This is a genomic window from Arthrobacter sp. HLT1-20, from assembly GCF_054510895.1.
Genome location: NZ_JBTNDR010000053.1, coordinates 1 through 18,549 on the forward strand (window position 1 = coordinate 1; position 18,549 = coordinate 18,549).

Consider the following 18,549-nt stretch of genomic DNA (forward strand, 5'->3'; position numbering starts at 1 on the left):
CATCCTCACGGAGCCAGTCAGTTGCTGAGTCACATTCATCAGATGGTACAGCCGCTACCTACTCTGCCAGCTAGTCCCAGACCAGCTACATACAAGACTCACAGTCAGTTGCTTAAGTCAGCCTACGTGGTGGAGCCAGCGCACGGGGGCGCCGGCTGCTGCGTGGCGGAATGGTTCCAGTTCCTCATCCCACGCCTCCCCCAGAGCCAGGGAGAGCTCCTGGTAAACCACTGAGGGGTCGCCCTTGCCGATCTCGTAGGCGTAACGGATCCGGTCCTCGGAGACCATGATGTTCCCATGCACGTCTGTGACGGCATGGAAGATGCCCAATTCGGGGGTGTGCGACCACCGAGAGCCGTCAACTCCGGCACTGGGGTCTTCAGTGACCTCATAGCGCACATTGGCCCACCCCCGCAGGGCGGAGGCCAGCTTGGCTCCTGTGCCGGCCGCGCCGCGCCACAGCAGTTCAGTGCGCAAAACATTGGGCGCAGCGGGCTGTGCAGTCCACTGCAAGTCCGTGCGCTGATCCATCACCCCGGCAATGGATGACTCAATATGCGGGCACATGACAGCCGGGGCTGAGTGCACAAACAAAACACCGCGCGTGGTTTCTACCTTCATTCCATCCTCCATTGCAGTAGGTGCGTCTTCCCCAACGACCTTCTTAGGATGAAAATTTTTCTAGCGCGGATCTTGCGTGAACTGACCCTGTCTGTCTGGGCTCGAGGCCCGCCTTTGGTTGTTTGGCGTTAGCTTCCTATCATTGTGCCGTAGCTGGGCACATTACGCCACCGCAGCCCCTGCGCCCGGTCGCTAGTGGGCCTTTCGGCCCGTCACGCCCTCGGATGAGCAGTGCGGTAGCTGTCCCTGAGCCGCTCCACAGAGACGTGCGTGTACAGCTGCGTGGTGGCCAGGGAACTGTGGCCCAGAATCTCCTGCACAGTGCGCAGATCCGCCCCGCCGTCGAGCAGGTGGGTGGCGGCCGAGTGCCGCAGTGTGTGCGGGCCGGTGGCGGAGGTGTCCTCTAGGGAAGAGAACACCCGATCCACCACTGTGCGCACTGTGCGTTGGTCAATGCGGCCCCCGCGCAGGCCCAGGAAGAGCGCCGGGCCACTGTGCGGTTTGTGCAAGGAGCCGCGCGCCGCACTGAGCCAGCGTCCCAGTGCAGCGTCCGCAGGCACCCCATAGGGGACAACACGTTCCTTGTTGCCCTTGCCCACCACTTTGACGGTGCGCCGTTCCCGGAACACATCATCCACATCCAGCCCGGCAAGCTCCCCGACACGGATGCCTGTGGCATAGAGAAGTTCAACCATGGCAAGGTCCCTTATTGCCACGGGGTCCCCTGACTGTGCGGCTGACCCCATGCCCTCAAGTAGCCTGCCCACCTGCTGCTGCTGTAGTACCGCCGGAAGGGATTTCTCGCGTTGGGGGGCCTTGAGCCGCAGGGCAGGGTCCACAGCAATGATTTCCTCACGTAGTGCCCACGCAGTGAAACTGCGGACCGTGGCGGCACGACGGGCCAGTGTGGAGCGGGCCAGGCCGGCAGAGTTTTGCTCCCCAAGCCACCGCCGCAGGGAGCCTAGGTCCAGATCCGCCAGCGTTGAGAATCCTTCGGCCACGGCATGAATAAGCAGGGCGTCAACATCGCCCCGATAGGCCCGGATGGTGTGATCGGAGCGGCCACGCTCCATGCGCAAATAGCGTTCGAAGGCATCGGCAGCCGCTGCCATGGCCGGGGGCAGTGCTGAACGTTCATCAAGATCCACACCACCACTGTGCGCTGTTGCGGTGGTCGGGGCAAGTTCCCCCGCCGCCGGGCAGCTATTCCAATCCTGCGTTTTTCAGATAGTTGCCCAGATAATCCTGTGTCAGCGCTTGAGCAATGGCAGCGATGGCGGGATCGTCCCGGATCACTATCGATTGGCCATCGGCGCTGGTGCCCGTCCCCAAGGTGGGCAAGGTAAAGGAGATGACATCGGCACTTCTGACACTGCGCAGGCTGAACGCCAGGGAGGCCAGCATGGCCAGGTTCACGTCCGCATCGACGCTGACAAAGGGTGAGACCTCGTTGACCAAATCCGTGACCTTGAGGGGGTTGGACAAGGTTGCCGGGTCCAAGACTTTGTTGAGGACGGATTTGAGAAACATTTGCTGGTTTCTCACGCGCTGGTAGTCGCCGTCGGCAAAGGCGTACCGTTCACGGACAAATCCCAGGGCCTGGTCTCCGTTGAGTGTCTGCGGCCCGGCGGCAAAGGTGTAGTTGCCGTGAACTGAGGTGAAGGGCATGGGCACGTTGACCTCTATGCCGCCGAGGGCGTCAGTCACTGCCTTGAAGCCCTGAAAGTCCACGATGACCACGTGGTCGATTCTTTGCTTGAACAGCCCTTCCACCGTCTGCACCACCAGGGGCACGCCGCCAAAAGCCATCGCGGCATTGATTTTCGCTTCCCCGTTCCCGGGGATTCCAACCCACGTGTCGCGCATGATCGACATCAAGTAGATATGCTTCCGATCAGTTGGAATGTGGGCCCACATGATGGTGTCGGAACGCTGGTTTGAGGGTATCCCTTCTTCGGCCAGGTCCACTGCGTCGCCCCGGCTGTCGCTTCCCAACAGTAGGATGTTCATGGCCGAAGCCGCTGCCTGGGACGACGGCGCCTGGGTGGGGCGCAGTTGTTCGCTGGGGAACGCCTGGGGTATCTTCTGGGTTTTGGAGTCGAAGCTGTGAACCAGGTTGCCAACAAACACGGCAGCCGCAAGGAGCGCAGCGAGGAATAGCGCAAGAATGATCAGCAGGGCATTGCGGCTCCGGTTGTGCCGGCGCCTTGCGGGCACTTGCTGATCTGAGACCTGGCTCATAGAGGTCATCTTGCCACGGCAGCGGGTTGCTTGTCTGCTGTAATTTCCGCCACCGGGGCAGCTTCCCCGCATCCGGCGCAGCAACCCCCTGGCCTACCGGTTCCGGCGTTTCCAGCCACCTGCCACGCCGTCGGCAAGTCCCATGGCCTCTAGCCGCCCCAGCCCTGCCAGGACAGTGGCTGCGCTCAGGCCGGCAACCACGCACAATTTCTCCACGGACGTGGCGGTTCGCAGGGGCAGCGCATCCATGAGCAGCAGGTCCGCGGTTCCCAGTCCGTCATACAGGGCTGCCTGTGCCTGGGGTTCGGGCGCAAGATTCTCACCCATGGCCCCGGCCAGTTCGGCTATGTCTCCCGCGTCCGTCACGCAGACCGCCGAGCCTTCCCGCAGCAGTCTGTGGCAGCCCGCAGAGTTGGCCGAGTAGACGGACCCGGGAACGGCTCCCACAGGCCGGCTGAGAGTTTCGGCGTGGTGTGCCGTGTTGAGGGCGCCCGAACGCCAGCGGGCCTCCACAACAACCGTGACCCCGCACAGGGCAGCGATCAGACGGTTCCGTTGCAGGAATCTGTACCGTGTGGGGTTGGTGCCGGGAGGCACCTCGGCCACGATGAGGCCGCGTTCGGCGATGGTGCGCAGCAAGTCATCATTTCCCGACGGGTAGAACCTGTCCACTCCCCCAGCCATGACGGCGAGGGTGGGTGGCCCGCTCCCCTGCTCAACGGCGGACTCTTGAGCCGTGCCGCCCAAATGTCCCGCCATGGCGGCACCCAGGGCCCCTCGGTGGGCATGCGCATCGATCCCGTAGGCTCCCCCGCTGACCACTGTGTAGCCTCGCTGGACCAGTGAGCCGGCAATTTCCACGCTCACGTTGGCCCCATAGCCGGTGTTATCCCGGGAACCCACCACAGCAATGCATCGGGACTGCTCAGGAATGCGCCTGACCCTACCCCGGCACCACAGCGCAATGGGCGCCCCCAGCTCGAGATCTTCAAGGGCTCGTGGCCATGACTCGTCCTCCGGAACCAAGAGTCCGCCGCCCAGTCTGGCAACCGTGGCAAGGTCCCGCTCCGGGGCAACATCAGCCAACCGCGGCCGCCAACGCCCCAGCGCCTCGGACAGCCCCGTCCACCGCTGCGTGCCGGCCTCGCTGAGCAACGCGGTGACCTGGCGCTCCACGGCGGCGTTGTTGGCGTCCTCGCCCGCTATGAACGCCAAGGCGGCCTCGGGCCCCAAGAGGCGGATCAAGGCCAGCCCAGGCAGATCCGACGGCTCCATCAGGCGTGTCAGTGCCGCCCGCGCAACACGCAGCCCCCTGCCCGCCGTGTTCTTCTCATCAGCAAACCCGTTCATGGCATCTCTCCTCGTTGCCGCAGTGTCAGTGCCAACCCCACGTCTTCACTGCCGGGGCGCTCACGTCCTTGCAGATCGGCCACCGTCCAGGCCAGCCGCAGGACCCTGTCATAGCCGCGCAGGCTGAGCACACCTGTGGCCATGGCCTTGTCCAGTAATGCCGTGTCATGACCGCCCAGCCGCAACGGTCCACGCAGCACTGTTCCGGTGAGGTCGGCATTGTGGTGCAGTCCCCACGGTTTGAGACGTTCGCTGGCAATATCCCTGGCCAGCAGCACCCGTTGTGCCACTTGGGCCGTTGACTCCCGCCCGCCGGCGTCAGCAAGCTGCTCCAGCTGGACCTTGTTGACGTGCAGCTGGATGTCCACGCGGTCCAGCAACGGGCCCGAGAGCCGGCCAAAGTACCGCCTGCGGGCCATGGGGGTGCATTCGCAGTTGATGCCCTTGCCGGTCGCCTTGCCGCAGGGGCAAGGGTTTGCGGCCAAGACTAGTTGGAAGCGGGCCGGGTACGCTGCCGTGCCGGCTGCGCGATGGAGCACCAGCTCCCCGCTCTCCAACGGCTGGCGCAATGCGTCCAGGACGCGCTTGTCGAACTCCGGTGCCTCATCCAGGAACAATACGCCCCGATGGGCTCGTGATGCGGCCCCGGGCCGCGGGACACCGCTTCCACCCCCAATGATGGCTGCCGTGCTGGCCGAGTGATGAGGGCGCTCATAGGGTGGGCGACGCAGCAGCTGCACCAATGATGCTCTTTTGTGCTCCAAGGAATGAATGGCAGTCACCTCCATGGCCTCGGCGTCGGTGAGATCGGGCAGCAGCCCAGGCAGCCGCTCAGCCAGCATGGTCTTGCCGGAGCCCGGTGGCCCCACCATCATCAGATGATGCCCGCCCGCGGCAGCTATTTCCAAGGCCAGCCTGGCCACCGGCTGCCCGGCCACATCCAACAAGTCAGCCCCTGCCTGCGCGGAACCGGCTGGCTCCGCCGGTTCCGCGTCCCCAGCACCCTGGAGCCCGGCCCCGTCCACCATCACCAGGTCCTTGGGATCGGCACCAAAGTCCAATGCCACCTGCGCCAAACAGCCGTAGCCGCGCACCTGGGCTCCCGTGACCAGGCGTGCTTCGGATAAGTTGTCATTGGAAACCACAAACTGCTTGTAGCCTGCCGAAAGTGCCGCAAGAACGGCCGGCAACACTCCCCGGACGGGGCGCAGACGGCCGTCAAGTCCCAGCTCGGAGATGAAGACAGTGCCGCCGGTGCCCTGGATGTCCCCCGCAGCACCGAGCGCGGCCATGACGATGGCCAGGTCAAACCCGGAACCCTTCTTGGGCAACGACGCCGGCACCAGGTTGACGGTGATTTTGCGCCTGCTCAGCGGGATGCCGGAGTTTTGGGCCGCAGAACGAATCCGCTCGCGGGCCTCCGACAGCGATGCGTCCGGTAGCCCCAGCAGGACAAAATTGGGTAGGGTCTGGCCAATGTCCGCCTCCACCTCAATGACGTGACCGTTCAGGCCCACCAGGGCCACGGCAAGCGCCCTCCCCAGTCCCATCACGCCACACCCTTGAGATGGTCAATGCTCGGGGATGGGGAATTGTCCATGACGATGCCCACAGCATCTATCCGCACAGTCCCCGAGACGCGCTGGTGCTCACGGGCCCAGAGCACTGCCAGGGTGCGCAGGCGCAAAATCTTGGCCCGGGTCAGGGCCTCCAACGGATCACCGTAGCGACGTGAGCGGCGTGTCTTGACCTCGATGATGACAAGCTCGTCGCCGTCCAGCGCAACAAGGTCGATCTCTCCGCTGGGACAGCGCCAATTGCTGTCGATGACCCGGATGCCCCGGTCCTCCAAGTAGTCTGCCGCCATCCGTTCACCGGTCTGGCCCAACACATCTTTCGCCCTCATGATTGCCTCCACGCCCAGCTTGACTGAGGCTGACGGCAGACAACAGGCCGAAATCGGCAATTGTGGACAGGCAGCCCGCCTGCCCGCACTGTGGAGGAACAAAGCGGGCGAAAGAACCACAAGGACACAGAAAAGGACGACGCCGGAAGGAAACTTCCGGCGTCGTCCTTTGAAAAAGTCTTAGCCCAGCGGGCCCAACTCGCCTTCCTTGGGAATCTGCAGGTCGTCGGACTTGATCAGCTCTTCAACATTGACATCCTTGAAGGTGATCACGCGCACGTTCTTCACAAAACGGGCCGTCCGGTACACATCCCACACCCAGGCATCCTGGAGCGTGAGGTCAAAGTACACCTCGCCGTCGGCCGAGCGGGCCTGCAAATCTACATGGTTTGCCAAGTAAAAGCGTCGTTCAGTTTCCACCACATAGCTGAACAGGTTCACCACGTCACGGTATTCGCGGTAAAGCTGCAGCTCCATATCAGTTTCGTAGTTTTCCAGATCCTCAGCACTCATGCTTCCATCATCCATCACGAGGGGCCCACTTACCCAACGGGGCGGCTAGGGCGCCGGCATCAGCGCCCACGCCCCGACGAAGAACTAGATCAGGCGCCACGTTTTCCGGTGGTAATCGGTGGGACCCTGCTCGGCAATGGCTGCCCGGTGGGCCACTGTTCCGTAGCCCATGTTGGACTCCCAGCCGAAGCTGGGAAACTGCTGGGCAAGCTCGGTCATGATGCCGTCGCGCTCAACCTTTGCCAGGACGCTGGCGGCAGCCACTGACAGGCACGTCATGTCCGCCTTGATGCGGGTCTGGGTGCGCCAGGGCTGGGCAGCGGCGGGTGCAACGTTGGCGGCGAACAGGTCAAGGTCCCCCTGCACGGGTTCGGAAAGCCAGTCCTGGTTTCCGTCAAGGATCACAAAATCGGGGCTCAGTGTGGCGGCGGCCTGGGCCATGGCGCGGGTGCCTGCCAGCCGCAGGGCCCCCACCAAGCCAATGGCGTCGATCTCCTGGGCGCTGGCGTGACCCACTGCGCTGGCGGCTGCCCAGTCAACAATGGCGGGCACCAGGGCCTCACGCACGGCCGGGCGCAACAGCTTGCTGTCCTTGACGCCGGGAAGTTCAGTGGCGGTGCTGGCATGGATGATCACGACGCCGACGCTGACGGGGCCCGCGAGCGATCCGCGACCTACTTCATCGCAACCAGCAACAATCGCATAGCCCTGAGCCGCGAGCTCACGCTCCCATTCAAGGGTGGGTGCTGCAGCGGCCACTACTGCCCTGCCGTCTCATGTTGTGCTGCCACGCTTGAACTCTGTGGGGCCGGAACATCCTTGAAGACATCGGGGTAATTGCCCAGAATGTCCCATCGCGACAGCGGCCAGGCGATCACAATGGCCCGCCCCTCGACGTCGTCGATCGGCACAAAGCCCGTGCCGTCATAGCTTTGGTGGGCGCGGGAGTCCTGGGAGTTGTTTCTGTGGTCCCCCATGACCCACAGCTTCCCCTCGGGGACTGTTACTTCAAACGTGGTCTCCGACGGCGCGGCCCCAGGATAGAGGTAGGGCTCGGTGATGGCCTTGCCGTTGATGGTCAGCTTCCCCTCGGCGTTGCAGCAGAGAACCTTGTCCCCTGGCAGGCCAATGACACGCTTGACCAGGTGCTGTTGGGAATTGTCCGGTGCCAGGCCGATGAAAGTGGCAACGTCGGAGATCCAGCCAACAGGGCCGTCGTCCTTGGGCGTCTCCTGGAGCCAGCCCTGGGTGTCCTTGAAAACAACAATGTCACCGCGTTTGAGCTCAAAGGGTTGCGGAACCAGCAGGTTCACAAAGATCCTGTCCTGGATCGCCAGGGTGTTCTCCATGGAACCTGAAGGGATGTAGAAGGCCCGGAACAGGAATGTTTTGATCAGGAAGGAGAGCACCACGGCGATGACCACAATGGTGAGAAGTTCCTTGCCCCACGCCCAGGCCTGGCGCCCGACGCGCTCACCCAGGGTGCCGTCGTCGTCCGGCCCCGGCGTCTCAGCTTTCAAGTGGCGGGCCCGCAGGTCTTGGCGCACCCGCGGGTCGGGCGGCTCCGGGACGGATCCGTCATGGGAGAGTGCGCCACCGGTTTCCTCCGCATCACTGGGTTGCATCAACGTCTATTTCCTTACAAAAAGTCAGGTCAAAAAATGATCGTACACGCCATAGCTGGGCGCAAAGGCCCATCGGCGCTAAGGCTGGACTGCGCCGTCGCGGTTAAGGACGTGGATGCGGCCCAGCGGCCACACAGTGGCGACTGGGGAACCAATGACCCTGCTGGTGGAAATCAGGCCGCCGCCGGGGGCACCCAGCAAGGACCGTGAGTCACGTGAAACGCTGCGGTGGTCCCCCATGAGCCACAATCTTCCCTGCGGGACGGTGACCTCGAACTTCACCAAGCTGGGCGCATCCCCCGGATACAGGTAGCTCTCGGTGACGGGTACACCGTTGATTTCAAGAAGCCCGCCGGCCGAGCAGCATTTCACGGTGTCCCCGGCAACGCCAAGAACGCGCTTGACGTAAATATTGTTGTTGGGCATCAGACCCAACCACTGTCCCGCGCCAGCAATGCCGTCCACAACGGGACCTGCGCCTGATTTGAGCGGCGTGAAGGAGCCCCTGCCGTCGAAGACCACAACATCGCCACGGGCGATGGGCTGGTTCACGAAAGCCAACCGTGAGACTAGGACGCGGTCGCCGGTGAGTAGCGTCGGTTCCATGGATTCCGAGGGAATATAGTAGACATCCATCCAGATGTTCCGCACCACCGCCAGGAACACGAAGATGATGAGAACTGCAAGAACAACAAAACGCCAGCCCAGTTTCCTGGACTGGCGTTTCGCTTGAGTCAAAGTGCTTTTCCCGGTAATTACTTGGTGGGAAGGTTGTCGCGCTTTTCCTTGATCTTTGCAGCCTTGCCGCGCAGGTTGCGCATGTAGTACAGCTTGGCGCGGCGTACGTCACCCTTGGTGACAACTTCGATCTTTTCCAGAACCGGGGAGTGTACCGGGAAGGTACGCTCTACGCCGACGCCGAAGGAGATCTTGCGAACCGTGAAGGTTTCGCGAACGCCGTCGCCCTGGCGGCCAAGGACGAAGCCCTTGAATACCTGGACACGTGAGCGGGAACCTTCAATGATGTTCACGTGAACGTTGAGGGTGTCGCCGGCACGGAAGGCGGGGATGTCGCTGCGCAGGCTGGCTGCGTCAACGGAATCGAGAAGATGCATTTTTCTCACTCCAGGCAAACGCCACAGGTCATTTACTTTGTGTCACGGTTTCCATGGACGGCACACTGGCCAGTCACGGAAACCGAAAGTTTTAGAACCGGTTTCCTAGGATGGAGCACCGGTGTGCCGCTCTGTTGACTAACGCTCCCCCTGTGGCAGGAACGCGCCCAGTGGACACATCTACCTATTTTGCCATACTCACTGCCGCGAGACTAATCGCATTGTTGGCAGGAAGTAACCGAATTGAACCGGTTTACGCGTCGGCGCGGCGCACTGCCCTACCATCGACGACGGCGTACCCCAGTTCCCAGAGGACGTTCTTGTCCGCTTTGCTGAAGTTGGAGACGTCCAGGGCATCGATCAAGTCCGGGCGGCGCTCGGCCGTGCGGCGCAGCTGCAGTTCCTTGCGGAACTTGGCGATCTTGCCGTGGTTGCCGCTGAGCAGCACGTCAGGGACTTCGCGTTCGCGCCAGCTGGAAGGCTTGGTGTAGACGGGGTACTCCAGCAAACCGTCGGAGTGCGACTCCTCAATCAAGGACTCGGGGTTGCCCACCACGCCGGGGATGAGGCGGCCAATGGCCTCCACCATGGCCAGCACGGCAACTTCGCCGCCGTTGAGCACGTAGTCGCCCAGGCTGACGGGGCGAACCGTGTACTGATCAGCAGCCCACTCCAGCACTCGCTCGTCAATGCCCTCGTAACGCCCGCAGGCAAATACCAGGTGTTCTTCCTCGGCGAGCTCGTAGGCAAGCTGCTGGTTGAACACCTCGCCGGCCGGGGACGGCACAATGAGCGTTGGTTTGCTACCTTCGGCCACCGGAGAGGCCACCGCAATGTCCGTGAGCGCTTGAGCCCAGGGCTCGGGCTTCATGACCATACCGGCACCACCACCGTACGGGGTGTCATCCACCGTGCGGTGCCGATCCTTCGTGTAGGAGCGCAGGTCATGCACGGCCAACTCCAGCAGCCCTTCGGTGCGGGCCTTGCCAATCAGGCTCAGGTCCAGGGGCGCCAGGTACTCCGGGAAAATACTGACAACATCAAACCGCATTACTGGGGCGTTCCTTCCGAGTCAGCAATGTGGGCCGCTTCGCCGGACTCGTCGCTCGCGGTTACTTCCTTGTTGACTGTGAACAAGCCCGCGGGCGGGGTCAGCAGGACATAGCCCGCTTCAATGTTGACCTCGGGGACGATCTCGTCAACGAACGGGACAAGTACCTCATCGCCTTCGTTGTCTTCCACCAGGAGCAGGTCCTGCACCGCCTGGGTGCGCAAACCAATCACCTTGCCCACCTTTTGCGTGCCAACCCGAACCTCAAGGTTCAGCAGCTCGTGTTCGTACCAGGCGTCGTCGTCCTCGTCATCATCGGATTCAAAGAACAAGGTGGCGCCGCGCAGCAGCTCCGCATCGTTGCGGGTGTTGGTGCCCTCGAAGCCGAGCAGGAGGATGTCCTTGTTCCAGCGCGAGCTCTTGACCGTCAATGTGCCGAGCTTGGCCGGCTCCACCACAAATTCAGTGCCGACGGCGAAACGTGAATCGGGGGCGTCGGTGAGGACAAGTGCTGTCACTTCGCCGCGAATGCCGTGGGGTTTGCCAATCCGGGCAACCTGAACCTGCATGAGTACTCCTAGTGCTTGTGTATAGATGGAAAAAAAGTTTGGCCCCGACACCATTATGGTGCCGGGGCCAAACGTTTGGCTTTACTGCTGAAAACTAGGCCCAGCCTGGCGGCTATGCCAAGTTCTGTGACGCAGGTTAGCGGCGACGGTCGGTGTCGACAACGTCAACACGTACCGGCTCACCATTGGCCAAGGCTGCTACCACCGTGCGCAAGGCACGGGCGGTGCGACCCTGTCGGCCAATTACCCGGCCCAGATCGTCTTGATGAACACGCACTTCGAGGGATTCCCCGCGGCGGTTGCTCTTGACGCTCACCTTAACATCCTCGGGAGAGTCAACAATCCCGCGGACAAGGTGCTCCAGCGCTTCAGCCAACAAGCTACTCAGCCTCGGTGCTCTCAGGTGCCTCATCAGCGTCGGCCTTCTTGGCCTTCTTGGTGATGGCTTCCTTGATAACGACGCTCTTGGCTTCGGGTGCAACGAAGGGTACCTTCGGAGCCTTGGTCTTCAAGGTGCCCTCGGCGCCCTTGAGGCCCTTGAACTTCTGCCAGTCACCGGTGATCTTCAGGATCTTGGCAACAGGCTCGGACGGCTGAGCGCCGACGGAGAGCCAGTACTGAGCGCGGTCGGTGTCGACCTCGATGAAGGAGGGGTGCTCGGTCGGGTGGTACTTGCCGATCTCTTCGATGGCACGGCCGTCACGCTTTGAGTGTGAGTCCATAACAACGATGCGGTAGTACGGGGCGCGCATTTTACCAAAGCGCTTAAGGCGAATCTTTACAGCCACTTTTGTGGTTACTCCTGGTTCGAAAAAGGGTCGAACTCCGTTTCACGCTCCCGTGGGGCGGGCCGATCGGCGGATTTCTAAGGACAGGACCATCACGCGGAGAGAGGGGCCGCGCGGATCGAGTACCTGTCCATTATGCCAGATGTTTTCTCACCCGTGCCACTCGTTACGCATTTCACCCCACGTGTTGTCCATCATGGTGCCGCGAGTGCTGACCGTGGCCACCAAAATGCCCGGTTAACCGTGCATCTCGCGGCCAAGGTCAGCACTGCTGGGATTCACCGCGCTGGGCCCACACTTCCCCGTTTCCCGCAGAATCGCGCCAGCGATTGTTCGGGCCGGAAGATGGGGACTATTCAGCCGAGTAGAAGAACAGGCCCATCTTTGCGTTCTCTTCGGCCGCAGCCACCGCCGCAGCCGCCATGGCGGCCAGCGCCTGCAACAAAGGCTCGGTGACCTCGGGCGTGGATTCCATCTCCTCGGCAGCAGCCCACTGTGCAGCCAGCTCCACAACCTCTTCGGGGTCTTCAGGAGCATTCAGCTCGGCAAAGACTTCCAGCAGGGCATCGGGAACGGCGAACAGGGTATCCAGTTCAATATCCACCAGGCTCAGCTCGGCAGCCACGCCTGTTGCGTGGACCGCCTTGACGGCAAACTCGCCCAGCACTTCAATCTCAAAGTCGCTCAGACCGGGGGTGGGCAACACGGGGACGTCCACGGCGGGCGACTTGCCTGCCATCCGCGCCTTGGCACGGGCCACTGCTTGGTGATGGTCGGCGATGAAGAACTCTGAGTAATTGGCCACGCATAAGCCTTTCAAGTTGAGGTTCCGGAGCATTGTGGCCCGGAGGCAACCGGCGGCTTAGCGCGCGGAAGCTATGGCATCAACAGTAACGCGAATCCGGTTGCGCCATGGATCCTCGAAGCTCAGCTGGGCGCCATCGTGCGCCGTGGCTATGCGTTGGCTGGCCAGCCGTTGCGCCAGCGCACCCAGATCGTCACTGTGTGGCAGCGCAATGTTCACCTCACCCAGCCCGAGCGTGTCCTTGCGCGGGCCGGCTCCGCGGCTGTTCCAAACATTCATGGCCATGTGGTGGTGATAGCCGCCGGCGGACACGAACAGGGCCTGACCGTGCCAGCCGGCTGTTTTCTCGAAACCCAAAGTGTCAACATAGAATTTCTCGGCGGACGCCACATCCCCCACTTGCAGATGAACATGCCCGACGGCGGCGGGGGCCTGCCGCTGGCCTGCCACCGATTCCTCACTCAGGTGGGTCGCCAGGAAGTCGTTGGGCGGCAGGGGCAGGGTGTCCATGACCACGGAGCCGCTATTCCAGCTCCATTCGGTGCGGGGCTTGTCCCAGTACAGCTCAATGCCGTTGCCCTCGGGGTCGGTGAAGTAGAACGCCTCGGAAACCAGGTGGTTGGCGCTGCCAACGTAGGCTTCGGGTGAGTATTGTGCGGCGCTGAGAACCGTGGCGGCGAGGGAAGCCTGGTCATTGAACAGCAGGGCCGTATGGAAGAGCCCCGCCTCTCCACGACCGGGAAGGTGCAGTCCGGCGGCGGGCTCAAGGTGAATCAGCGGCACGGTGCCGCGCCCCAGGAACTGGCCGCCGTCCGCCTCGGCCACTACATCAAGCCCCAGCGCCAACTGATAGTAGTTACTCATGAGGGTCATGTCCCCCACTTTGAGCATGACGACTCCCATGCTCAAGTCGGCGGAGAGTTGGTCTTGCTGAGGTAGTTGATGTGTCATATAGTTTCAAACCATGGCCCCGTCGGGAATATTCCAACGCCAGGGCATCTATTTCCCGGCGCCGGGCTGGCCCTTAGGGTGCATGCCTCATGAGCGGTGCCAGCATGGCTATCCGCACACCAAAATTTCCCAGACCCTCGGCCTGCTCCTCCAGAAAAAGTCCTCGAAGGCCCGGCCCCCACTGCGCAGGGGGCAGCTCAACAAATCCGCAGCTGGCATAGAACGGTGCGTTGAACGCCACATCCCTAAAGGTAGTCAGAGTCATGGCGGGGAAGCCGGCCTCGAGCGCCCAGGCCTTGGCCGCCAAGACAAGTGAACGGCCTATCCCCTGACGTCCGTAGGCTGGCGAAACAGCCAGTTGGGCCAGATGCGCCAGCCCGTCAACGATCTCCAGCCTGACAAAACCCGCCGGCGGCCTGCCCGCAACCATGATGTGGAACGCCGCGGCGAAATCGCCTGCCGTGCCCGGTGGCGGGAAATCCGCAATGCTCATGGGCGGGTCCAGCGCTTCGAATGCCGTGTCCGCCTCGGCCTCAATGGCGGGCAAGAGCGCAAACTCACTCAAGGCTGCTGGACGAATTTCAAACATATACGAAGACTAGCTGCTGGCACCCACATTGGCGCCTTAGCTTAGCTAGTCAAGCCGCGCGGCAACCGCTGCCTCGAGTAGCCCTTCAATCAAGGCAGCACCGTCGGAGCTGTCCTGTGGCCTATGTCCGCTCCGGTGCACAATATGTTGAGCTCCGGTGGCATTCAGGTATTCGGCGACTTCTTCATACAAGGGCTCCCAGCCTCCGGTGATGACGGTGGTGGGGACTCCGGGAATGATGTGCAGCGGCGCCTCGGTGGACGGCGCCTGCAACCGGGCCCTGGCTGCCAGCCTGGCGTGAGTCTCCACACCGGGTGCGGCAACAACCGCCATGAGGGTGTTGAACTCCGCCAAATAGTCTTCATCGGAGAGTTCCTGAGAGCGCACAGCCAGGCCCGCAAGATGCGTCGAGTAGGCCGCCGTGGCTGGCAGATCAGCCGTCAAGGACAGCAGCAGCGGTTCAATCAAGATCAAGGAATGCACCAGGTCTGGGCGTTGTACGGCTGCCATCATGGCTGCAACAGAGCCTTGGGAGTGCGCCACCACATGCCCGCCGTCACCCAGCTCGTTGAGTACCATCTGCGCATCAGCTGCAAAGTCGGTCGCCTTGGGCGGCTCGATCGCGTCGAACCCTGTCCGCTTGAGAAAGAGGCAGTCGTAACGCCCAGCCAGGAGATGTTGGGCCGGCCACGCCGCGGCGCCGAAGCCGTCGACGCCGTGGACAAACACAATCCGGGTTTTATTCATTGCAGCAGGTTACCGGATGGGCCTGACAAAACCGCACCGACGTGCGATAGCGTCCCGCGCAAACTGACCATTGCTGCGATAGCGTCAGAAAAAAGCCGGCGAGTGCTGCGGCCAGCGGCCGGGATGCAATAAGACCCCGCCTTGCTGCAGCAAATGTCTGCACAAGACGGGGTCTACGCCAAAAAAACTACTTGCCCAGGTACTTCTCAAAACCCTTGGGCAGGTTCAGGCTTGACGGATCAAAGTCCGCCGCTCCCGTGCCGAAGGATGCGCCGGTTGGCAGGCCCTTGGGGGCGTTGGCCTTCTCCTGGGCGGCCTTCAGCTCAGCGGCAGCCTTGGCCGGATTACCGGACTTGGCTTTCTTCTTGGGGACCTGCTTGCCCTTGCGGGCGCTGTTGAAGCCGCCGGGGCCTGCCATGCCGGGCATGCCCGGAATGCCGCCGCCCTGAGCCATCTTCTTCATCATCTTCTGGGCCTGGCCAAAACGCTCCAGCAGGCCGTTGACCTCGGACACGTGAACACCGGAACCCTTGGCGATGCGGGCGCGGCGTGAGCCGTTCACAATCTTCGGGGCAACACGCTCGTGCGGGGTCATGGAGCGGACGATCGCCTCAACGCGGTCAATCTCGCGCTCGTCAAAGTTCTCCAGTTGCTGGCGCATGTTCGCGGCGCCGGGCATCATCATGAGCATCTTCTTCATGGAGCCCATTTTGCGGATCTGTTGCATCTGGGCCAGGAAGTCATCCAGGGTGAAGTCCTCCTGGTCGGCGAACTTCTTCGCCATCCGCTCGGCTTCGCCCTTGTCCCAGTTCTTTTCCGCCTGCTCGATGAGCGTGAGCACATCACCCATGTCCAGGATGCGGCTGGCCATGCGGTCGGGGTGGAACAGCTCAAAGTCGTCCAGGCCCTCACCCGTGGAGGCGAACATGACGGGCTTGCCGGTGATGGAGGCAACCGAGAGGGCCGCACCGCCGCGGGCGTCGCCGTCGAGCTTGGTGAGGACAACACCGGTGAAGTTGACGCCTTCGTTGAACGCCTGTGCCGTGGCAACTGCGTCCTGGCCGATCATGGCGTCAATGACAAAGAGGACTTCGTCGGGGTTGATGGCGGCCCGGATGTCCGAGGCCTGCTTCATGAGTTCGGCGTCGATGCCCAGGCGGCCGGCGGTGTCAACAATGACCACGTCGTGCAGCTTGGACTTGGCCTCGGCCAGACCGGCCAGGGCCACGGCTACGGGATCGCCGGTGGCACTTTCAAATTCGCTGCTGACACCGGGGTGGGGGGCAAACACGGGAACGCCTGCGCGCTCACCGTTGACCTGCAGCTGCTTGACGGCGTTGGGGCGCTGGAGATCCGCAGCCACCAACAGGGGGCTGTGACCCTGACCCTTGAGCCACTTGGACAGCTTTCCGGCCAGGGTGGTCTTACCGGCACCCTGCAAACCAGCCAGCATGATGACTGTGGGAGGGTTCTTGGCCAGGTTGATGCGGCGGGTTTCGCCACCAAGAATTGTCACCAACTCTTCGTTGACGATCTTGACAATCTGCTGCGCCGGGTTCAGCGCCTCATTGACCTCGGAACCCAGGGCCCGTTCACGGACTTTGGAGGTGAATTCGCGAACCACGGGCACTGCAACGTCAGCATCCAGCAGGGCGCGACGGATCTCGCGCACCGTGGCATCGACGTCGGCTTCGCTGAGCCGGCCCTTGCCACGGAGGTTCTTGAAAGTTGCTGTCAACCGATCAGATAGGGAGTTGAACACGCGCCGCGCACTTCTTTCGTCAGGGATTAACCAGCACCCGCGCGACCCGGCCATCTGACCCGGCCGCGCATGACGGGCGCGGCAATTACATTATTCAGGATGAGACCGGCGGAATGTTGGCTCCTGGCCACCATCCCGCTCCCTTTCCTGAGGGACTCAACTATCAAGGGTACCAACTGGCGGGACACTTCGCTGCACAGTCCCGGCGCGCCCAGAATTCGCCCCACCACGCCGCCCGGAAGCGAAAAACCGCCGCCACAAACGGCCATTGCCCACCATTGGTCACGCCGAAGTGACATGCTGGGTTCGTGATAGAAAACACCGCAGCCACCAGTGATTCCTCTGCCGCATCGACTGCCAGGCACGACGCCGGGTCCCCGGCCCAGGCAGTTGGCGCGGCTGATCGGATCAAGACTCTTGTTATTCTTGGCGCCTCGGGCGACCTCACCGGCAGGCTGCTGCTGCCCGGGGTTGCTCGGCTCATTGCCTCGGGGCGCGCCCCCGGCCTGGCTCTGCTGGGCGCCGGCAGTGATGACTGGTCCCCCGTGCAGTGGCAGGAACGGCTCACAGGAAGTTTCGCCGAGGCGCTGACCCCGGGCGGACAATCCACACCCGCCGGAATCCAGGAATTGCAGCGGGTGCAGGCGGAGAGCAGCTACCGGCAGCTAGACGTCACGGCCACGGGTGCGCTCGGCGCCTTCCTCAAGGAGGTCCAGGGCCCGGTTGCCCTGTATTTTGCGCTTCCTCCGGCAGTCAGCCAGAAGGCGTGCCAGATCCTGGTGAAGGAGGACCTGCCGCCCGGCACACGGCTGGTCATGGAGAAACCGTTTGGTTCCAGCACCGAATCGGCACAGGCGCTCAATGCAACCCTGGCCACACTGGTGCCCGAGGACCACATTCACCGGGTGGATCATTTCCTGGGTAAATCCACAGTTCTGAACATCATGGGGCTGCGCTTTGCCAACAGGCTGTTGGAGCACTCCTGGAACGGTGAACACATTGACAAGGTGGAGATCATCTTTGACGAGCCCCTGACGCTGGAAAACCGCGCCCGCTACTACGACCATGCAGGCGCCGGCCGCGACATGATCCAAAGCCATCTCCTGCAAATCATGGCGATCATGGCCATGGAGCCGCCAGCAACGCTGAGCGAAATTGATGTCCGCTCCAACATTGCAGCCGTGCTGCGGGCCAGCACTGTTGGCCCAACCGGGTCCGGCGATGCGGCGCTCCACAGCCGCCGCGCCAGGTACACCCACGGGCGCATCGGCGACCGCCTGGTTCCGGACTACCTCGCCGAGGAAGGCGTTGACCCTGCCAACGACACCGAGACCTTGGCCGAGGTTGAGGTCTACGTGAACAATTGGCGCTGGGCGAATGTGCCCTTCATTTTGCGTTCCGGCAAGGCGCTGGGCCGCGCCCGCAAGGAGGCGGTGGTGACATTCAAGGCCGTCCCGCACCTGCCTGTGGGCTTCAAGGGCACAGACTCCCCCACCCGCTTGCACATCGGCTTTGGCCCGGAAACACTGACCCTTGACCTGGATGTCAACGGGCCCGGGGACCTGTTCACCCTTGACCGGGTCCAGCTGCAGGCCGCCCTGGCCAGTGATCCCCTGCTGCCCTACGGCGAAGTCCTGGACGGTGTGTTGAGCGCGGATCCCCTCCTGTCGGTGCGCGGGGACACGGCAGAGGAATGTTGGCGCATTGTGGAACCTTCTTTTGCCGCGTGGAAGTCCGGGGACGTCCCCATGGAGAACTACCCCGCCGGCAGCCTGGGCCCGGAAAGCTGGGCCACCAGCAACGACTGACAGCCCCCTCCTGGCGGAATCGAACGACGGCGGGAAACTGGGGGGGGTTTTTTATCCCCCCCCAGTCCCCCTTCTTTTCCCCCCCCCCCCCCCCCCCCCCCCCCCCCC

Annotated in this window: 21 protein-coding genes; 1 reads left to right on the forward strand and 20 read right to left on the reverse strand. The window is 62.7% G+C overall.

Annotated features, from left to right (window positions below; translation table 11 throughout):
- Positions 1-117: 117 nt before the first annotated feature.
- The 20 genes from ACX80Q_RS17795 to ffh all read right to left on the reverse strand — a co-directional run bounded on the left by ACX80Q_RS17795 (position 118) and on the right by ffh (position 16,633).
- Positions 118-621 (reverse strand): DUF3145 domain-containing protein, encoded by a 504-nt coding sequence (locus ACX80Q_RS17795; RefSeq protein ID WP_459331870.1) that lies wholly within the window; start codon positions 619-621, stop codon positions 118-120.
- 212 nt (positions 622-833) lie between these two features.
- Positions 834-1,733, reverse strand: coding sequence for a tyrosine recombinase XerC (locus tag ACX80Q_RS17800; RefSeq protein ID WP_459331889.1), 900 nt, complete (start codon positions 1,731-1,733; stop codon positions 834-836).
- Between the two features lie 91 nt (positions 1,734-1,824).
- On the reverse strand, positions 1,825-2,862 hold the full coding sequence (locus ACX80Q_RS17805) for an LCP family protein (protein WP_459331871.1): 1,038 nt from the start codon (positions 2,860-2,862) through the stop codon (positions 1,825-1,827).
- A gap of 93 nt (positions 2,863-2,955) precedes the next feature.
- Complete coding sequence (locus tag ACX80Q_RS17810; protein ID WP_459331872.1) at positions 2,956-4,212, reverse strand: DNA-processing protein DprA; 1,257 nt, start codon at positions 4,210-4,212, stop codon at positions 2,956-2,958.
- The gene (locus ACX80Q_RS17815) at positions 4,209-5,762 is read right to left on the reverse strand and encodes a YifB family Mg chelatase-like AAA ATPase (protein ID WP_459331890.1); all 1,554 of its coding nucleotides are present in this window, start codon (positions 5,760-5,762) and stop codon (positions 4,209-4,211) included. Before ACX80Q_RS17815 ends, ACX80Q_RS17810 begins: the two co-directional genes overlap by 4 nt.
- Positions 5,762-6,118 carry a YraN family protein gene (locus ACX80Q_RS17820; protein WP_459331873.1) on the reverse strand — a complete coding sequence of 119 codons (357 nt, stop codon included), beginning with the start codon at positions 6,116-6,118 and terminating at the stop codon, positions 5,762-5,764. Before ACX80Q_RS17820 ends, ACX80Q_RS17815 begins: the two co-directional genes overlap by 1 nt.
- Before the next feature lie 180 nt (positions 6,119-6,298).
- A complete protein-coding gene (locus ACX80Q_RS17825) occupies positions 6,299-6,631 on the reverse strand; it encodes a DUF2469 domain-containing protein (RefSeq protein WP_459331874.1) in 333 nt (110 codons plus the stop codon).
- An 84-nt stretch (positions 6,632-6,715) separates the two neighbouring features.
- On the reverse strand, positions 6,716-7,390 hold the full coding sequence (locus tag ACX80Q_RS17830) for a ribonuclease HII (RefSeq protein WP_459331875.1): 675 nt from the start codon (positions 7,388-7,390) through the stop codon (positions 6,716-6,718).
- Positions 7,390-8,256 carry a signal peptidase I gene (gene lepB / locus ACX80Q_RS17835; protein ID WP_459331876.1) on the reverse strand — a complete coding sequence of 289 codons (867 nt, stop codon included), beginning with the start codon at positions 8,254-8,256 and terminating at the stop codon, positions 7,390-7,392. Before lepB (ACX80Q_RS17835) ends, ACX80Q_RS17830 begins: the two co-directional genes overlap by 1 nt.
- A gap of 78 nt (positions 8,257-8,334) precedes the next feature.
- A complete protein-coding gene (gene lepB, locus ACX80Q_RS17840) occupies positions 8,335-8,994 on the reverse strand; it encodes a signal peptidase I (protein ID WP_459331877.1) in 660 nt (219 codons plus the stop codon).
- Between the two features lie 17 nt (positions 8,995-9,011).
- A complete protein-coding gene (gene rplS / locus ACX80Q_RS17845) occupies positions 9,012-9,371 on the reverse strand; it encodes a 50S ribosomal protein L19 (protein WP_459331878.1) in 360 nt (119 codons plus the stop codon).
- A 253-nt stretch (positions 9,372-9,624) separates the two neighbouring features.
- A complete protein-coding gene (gene trmD, locus ACX80Q_RS17850) occupies positions 9,625-10,422 on the reverse strand; it encodes a tRNA (guanosine(37)-N1)-methyltransferase TrmD (RefSeq protein WP_459331879.1) in 798 nt (265 codons plus the stop codon).
- Complete coding sequence (gene rimM, locus ACX80Q_RS17855; protein ID WP_459331880.1) at positions 10,422-10,991, reverse strand: ribosome maturation factor RimM; 570 nt, start codon at positions 10,989-10,991, stop codon at positions 10,422-10,424. The genes trmD and rimM overlap by 1 nt, the downstream gene beginning before the upstream one ends.
- A gap of 136 nt (positions 10,992-11,127) precedes the next feature.
- Entirely contained in the window at positions 11,128-11,370 is a 243-nt protein-coding gene (locus ACX80Q_RS17860) for an RNA-binding protein (protein ID WP_459331881.1), read from the reverse strand.
- A gap of 1 nt (position 11,371) precedes the next feature.
- Entirely contained in the window at positions 11,372-11,779 is a 408-nt protein-coding gene (gene rpsP / locus ACX80Q_RS17865) for a 30S ribosomal protein S16 (protein WP_459331882.1), read from the reverse strand.
- A 352-nt stretch (positions 11,780-12,131) separates the two neighbouring features.
- A complete protein-coding gene (locus ACX80Q_RS17870) occupies positions 12,132-12,584 on the reverse strand; it encodes a hypothetical protein (protein WP_459331883.1) in 453 nt (150 codons plus the stop codon).
- A gap of 57 nt (positions 12,585-12,641) precedes the next feature.
- Positions 12,642-13,535, reverse strand: a complete 894-nt coding sequence (locus tag ACX80Q_RS17875) for a VOC family protein (RefSeq protein ID WP_459331884.1) — start codon at positions 13,533-13,535, stop codon at positions 12,642-12,644.
- 73 nt (positions 13,536-13,608) lie between these two features.
- On the reverse strand, positions 13,609-14,124 hold the full coding sequence (locus tag ACX80Q_RS17880) for a GNAT family N-acetyltransferase (protein WP_459331885.1): 516 nt from the start codon (positions 14,122-14,124) through the stop codon (positions 13,609-13,611).
- Between the two features lie 45 nt (positions 14,125-14,169).
- Complete coding sequence (locus ACX80Q_RS17885) at positions 14,170-14,871, reverse strand: alpha/beta fold hydrolase (RefSeq protein WP_459331886.1); 702 nt, start codon at positions 14,869-14,871, stop codon at positions 14,170-14,172.
- Positions 14,872-15,058: 187 nt separating this feature from the next.
- Positions 15,059-16,633 (reverse strand): signal recognition particle protein, encoded by a 1,575-nt coding sequence (gene ffh / locus ACX80Q_RS17890; RefSeq protein WP_459331887.1) that lies wholly within the window; start codon positions 16,631-16,633, stop codon positions 15,059-15,061.
- A gap of 308 nt (positions 16,634-16,941) precedes the next feature.
- Here ffh and ACX80Q_RS17895 point away from each other — a divergent pair, with 308 nt between their 5' ends.
- Positions 16,942-18,441 (forward strand): glucose-6-phosphate dehydrogenase, encoded by a 1,500-nt coding sequence (locus ACX80Q_RS17895; protein ID WP_459331888.1) that lies wholly within the window; start codon positions 16,942-16,944, stop codon positions 18,439-18,441.
- Positions 18,442-18,549 lie beyond the last annotated feature (108 nt).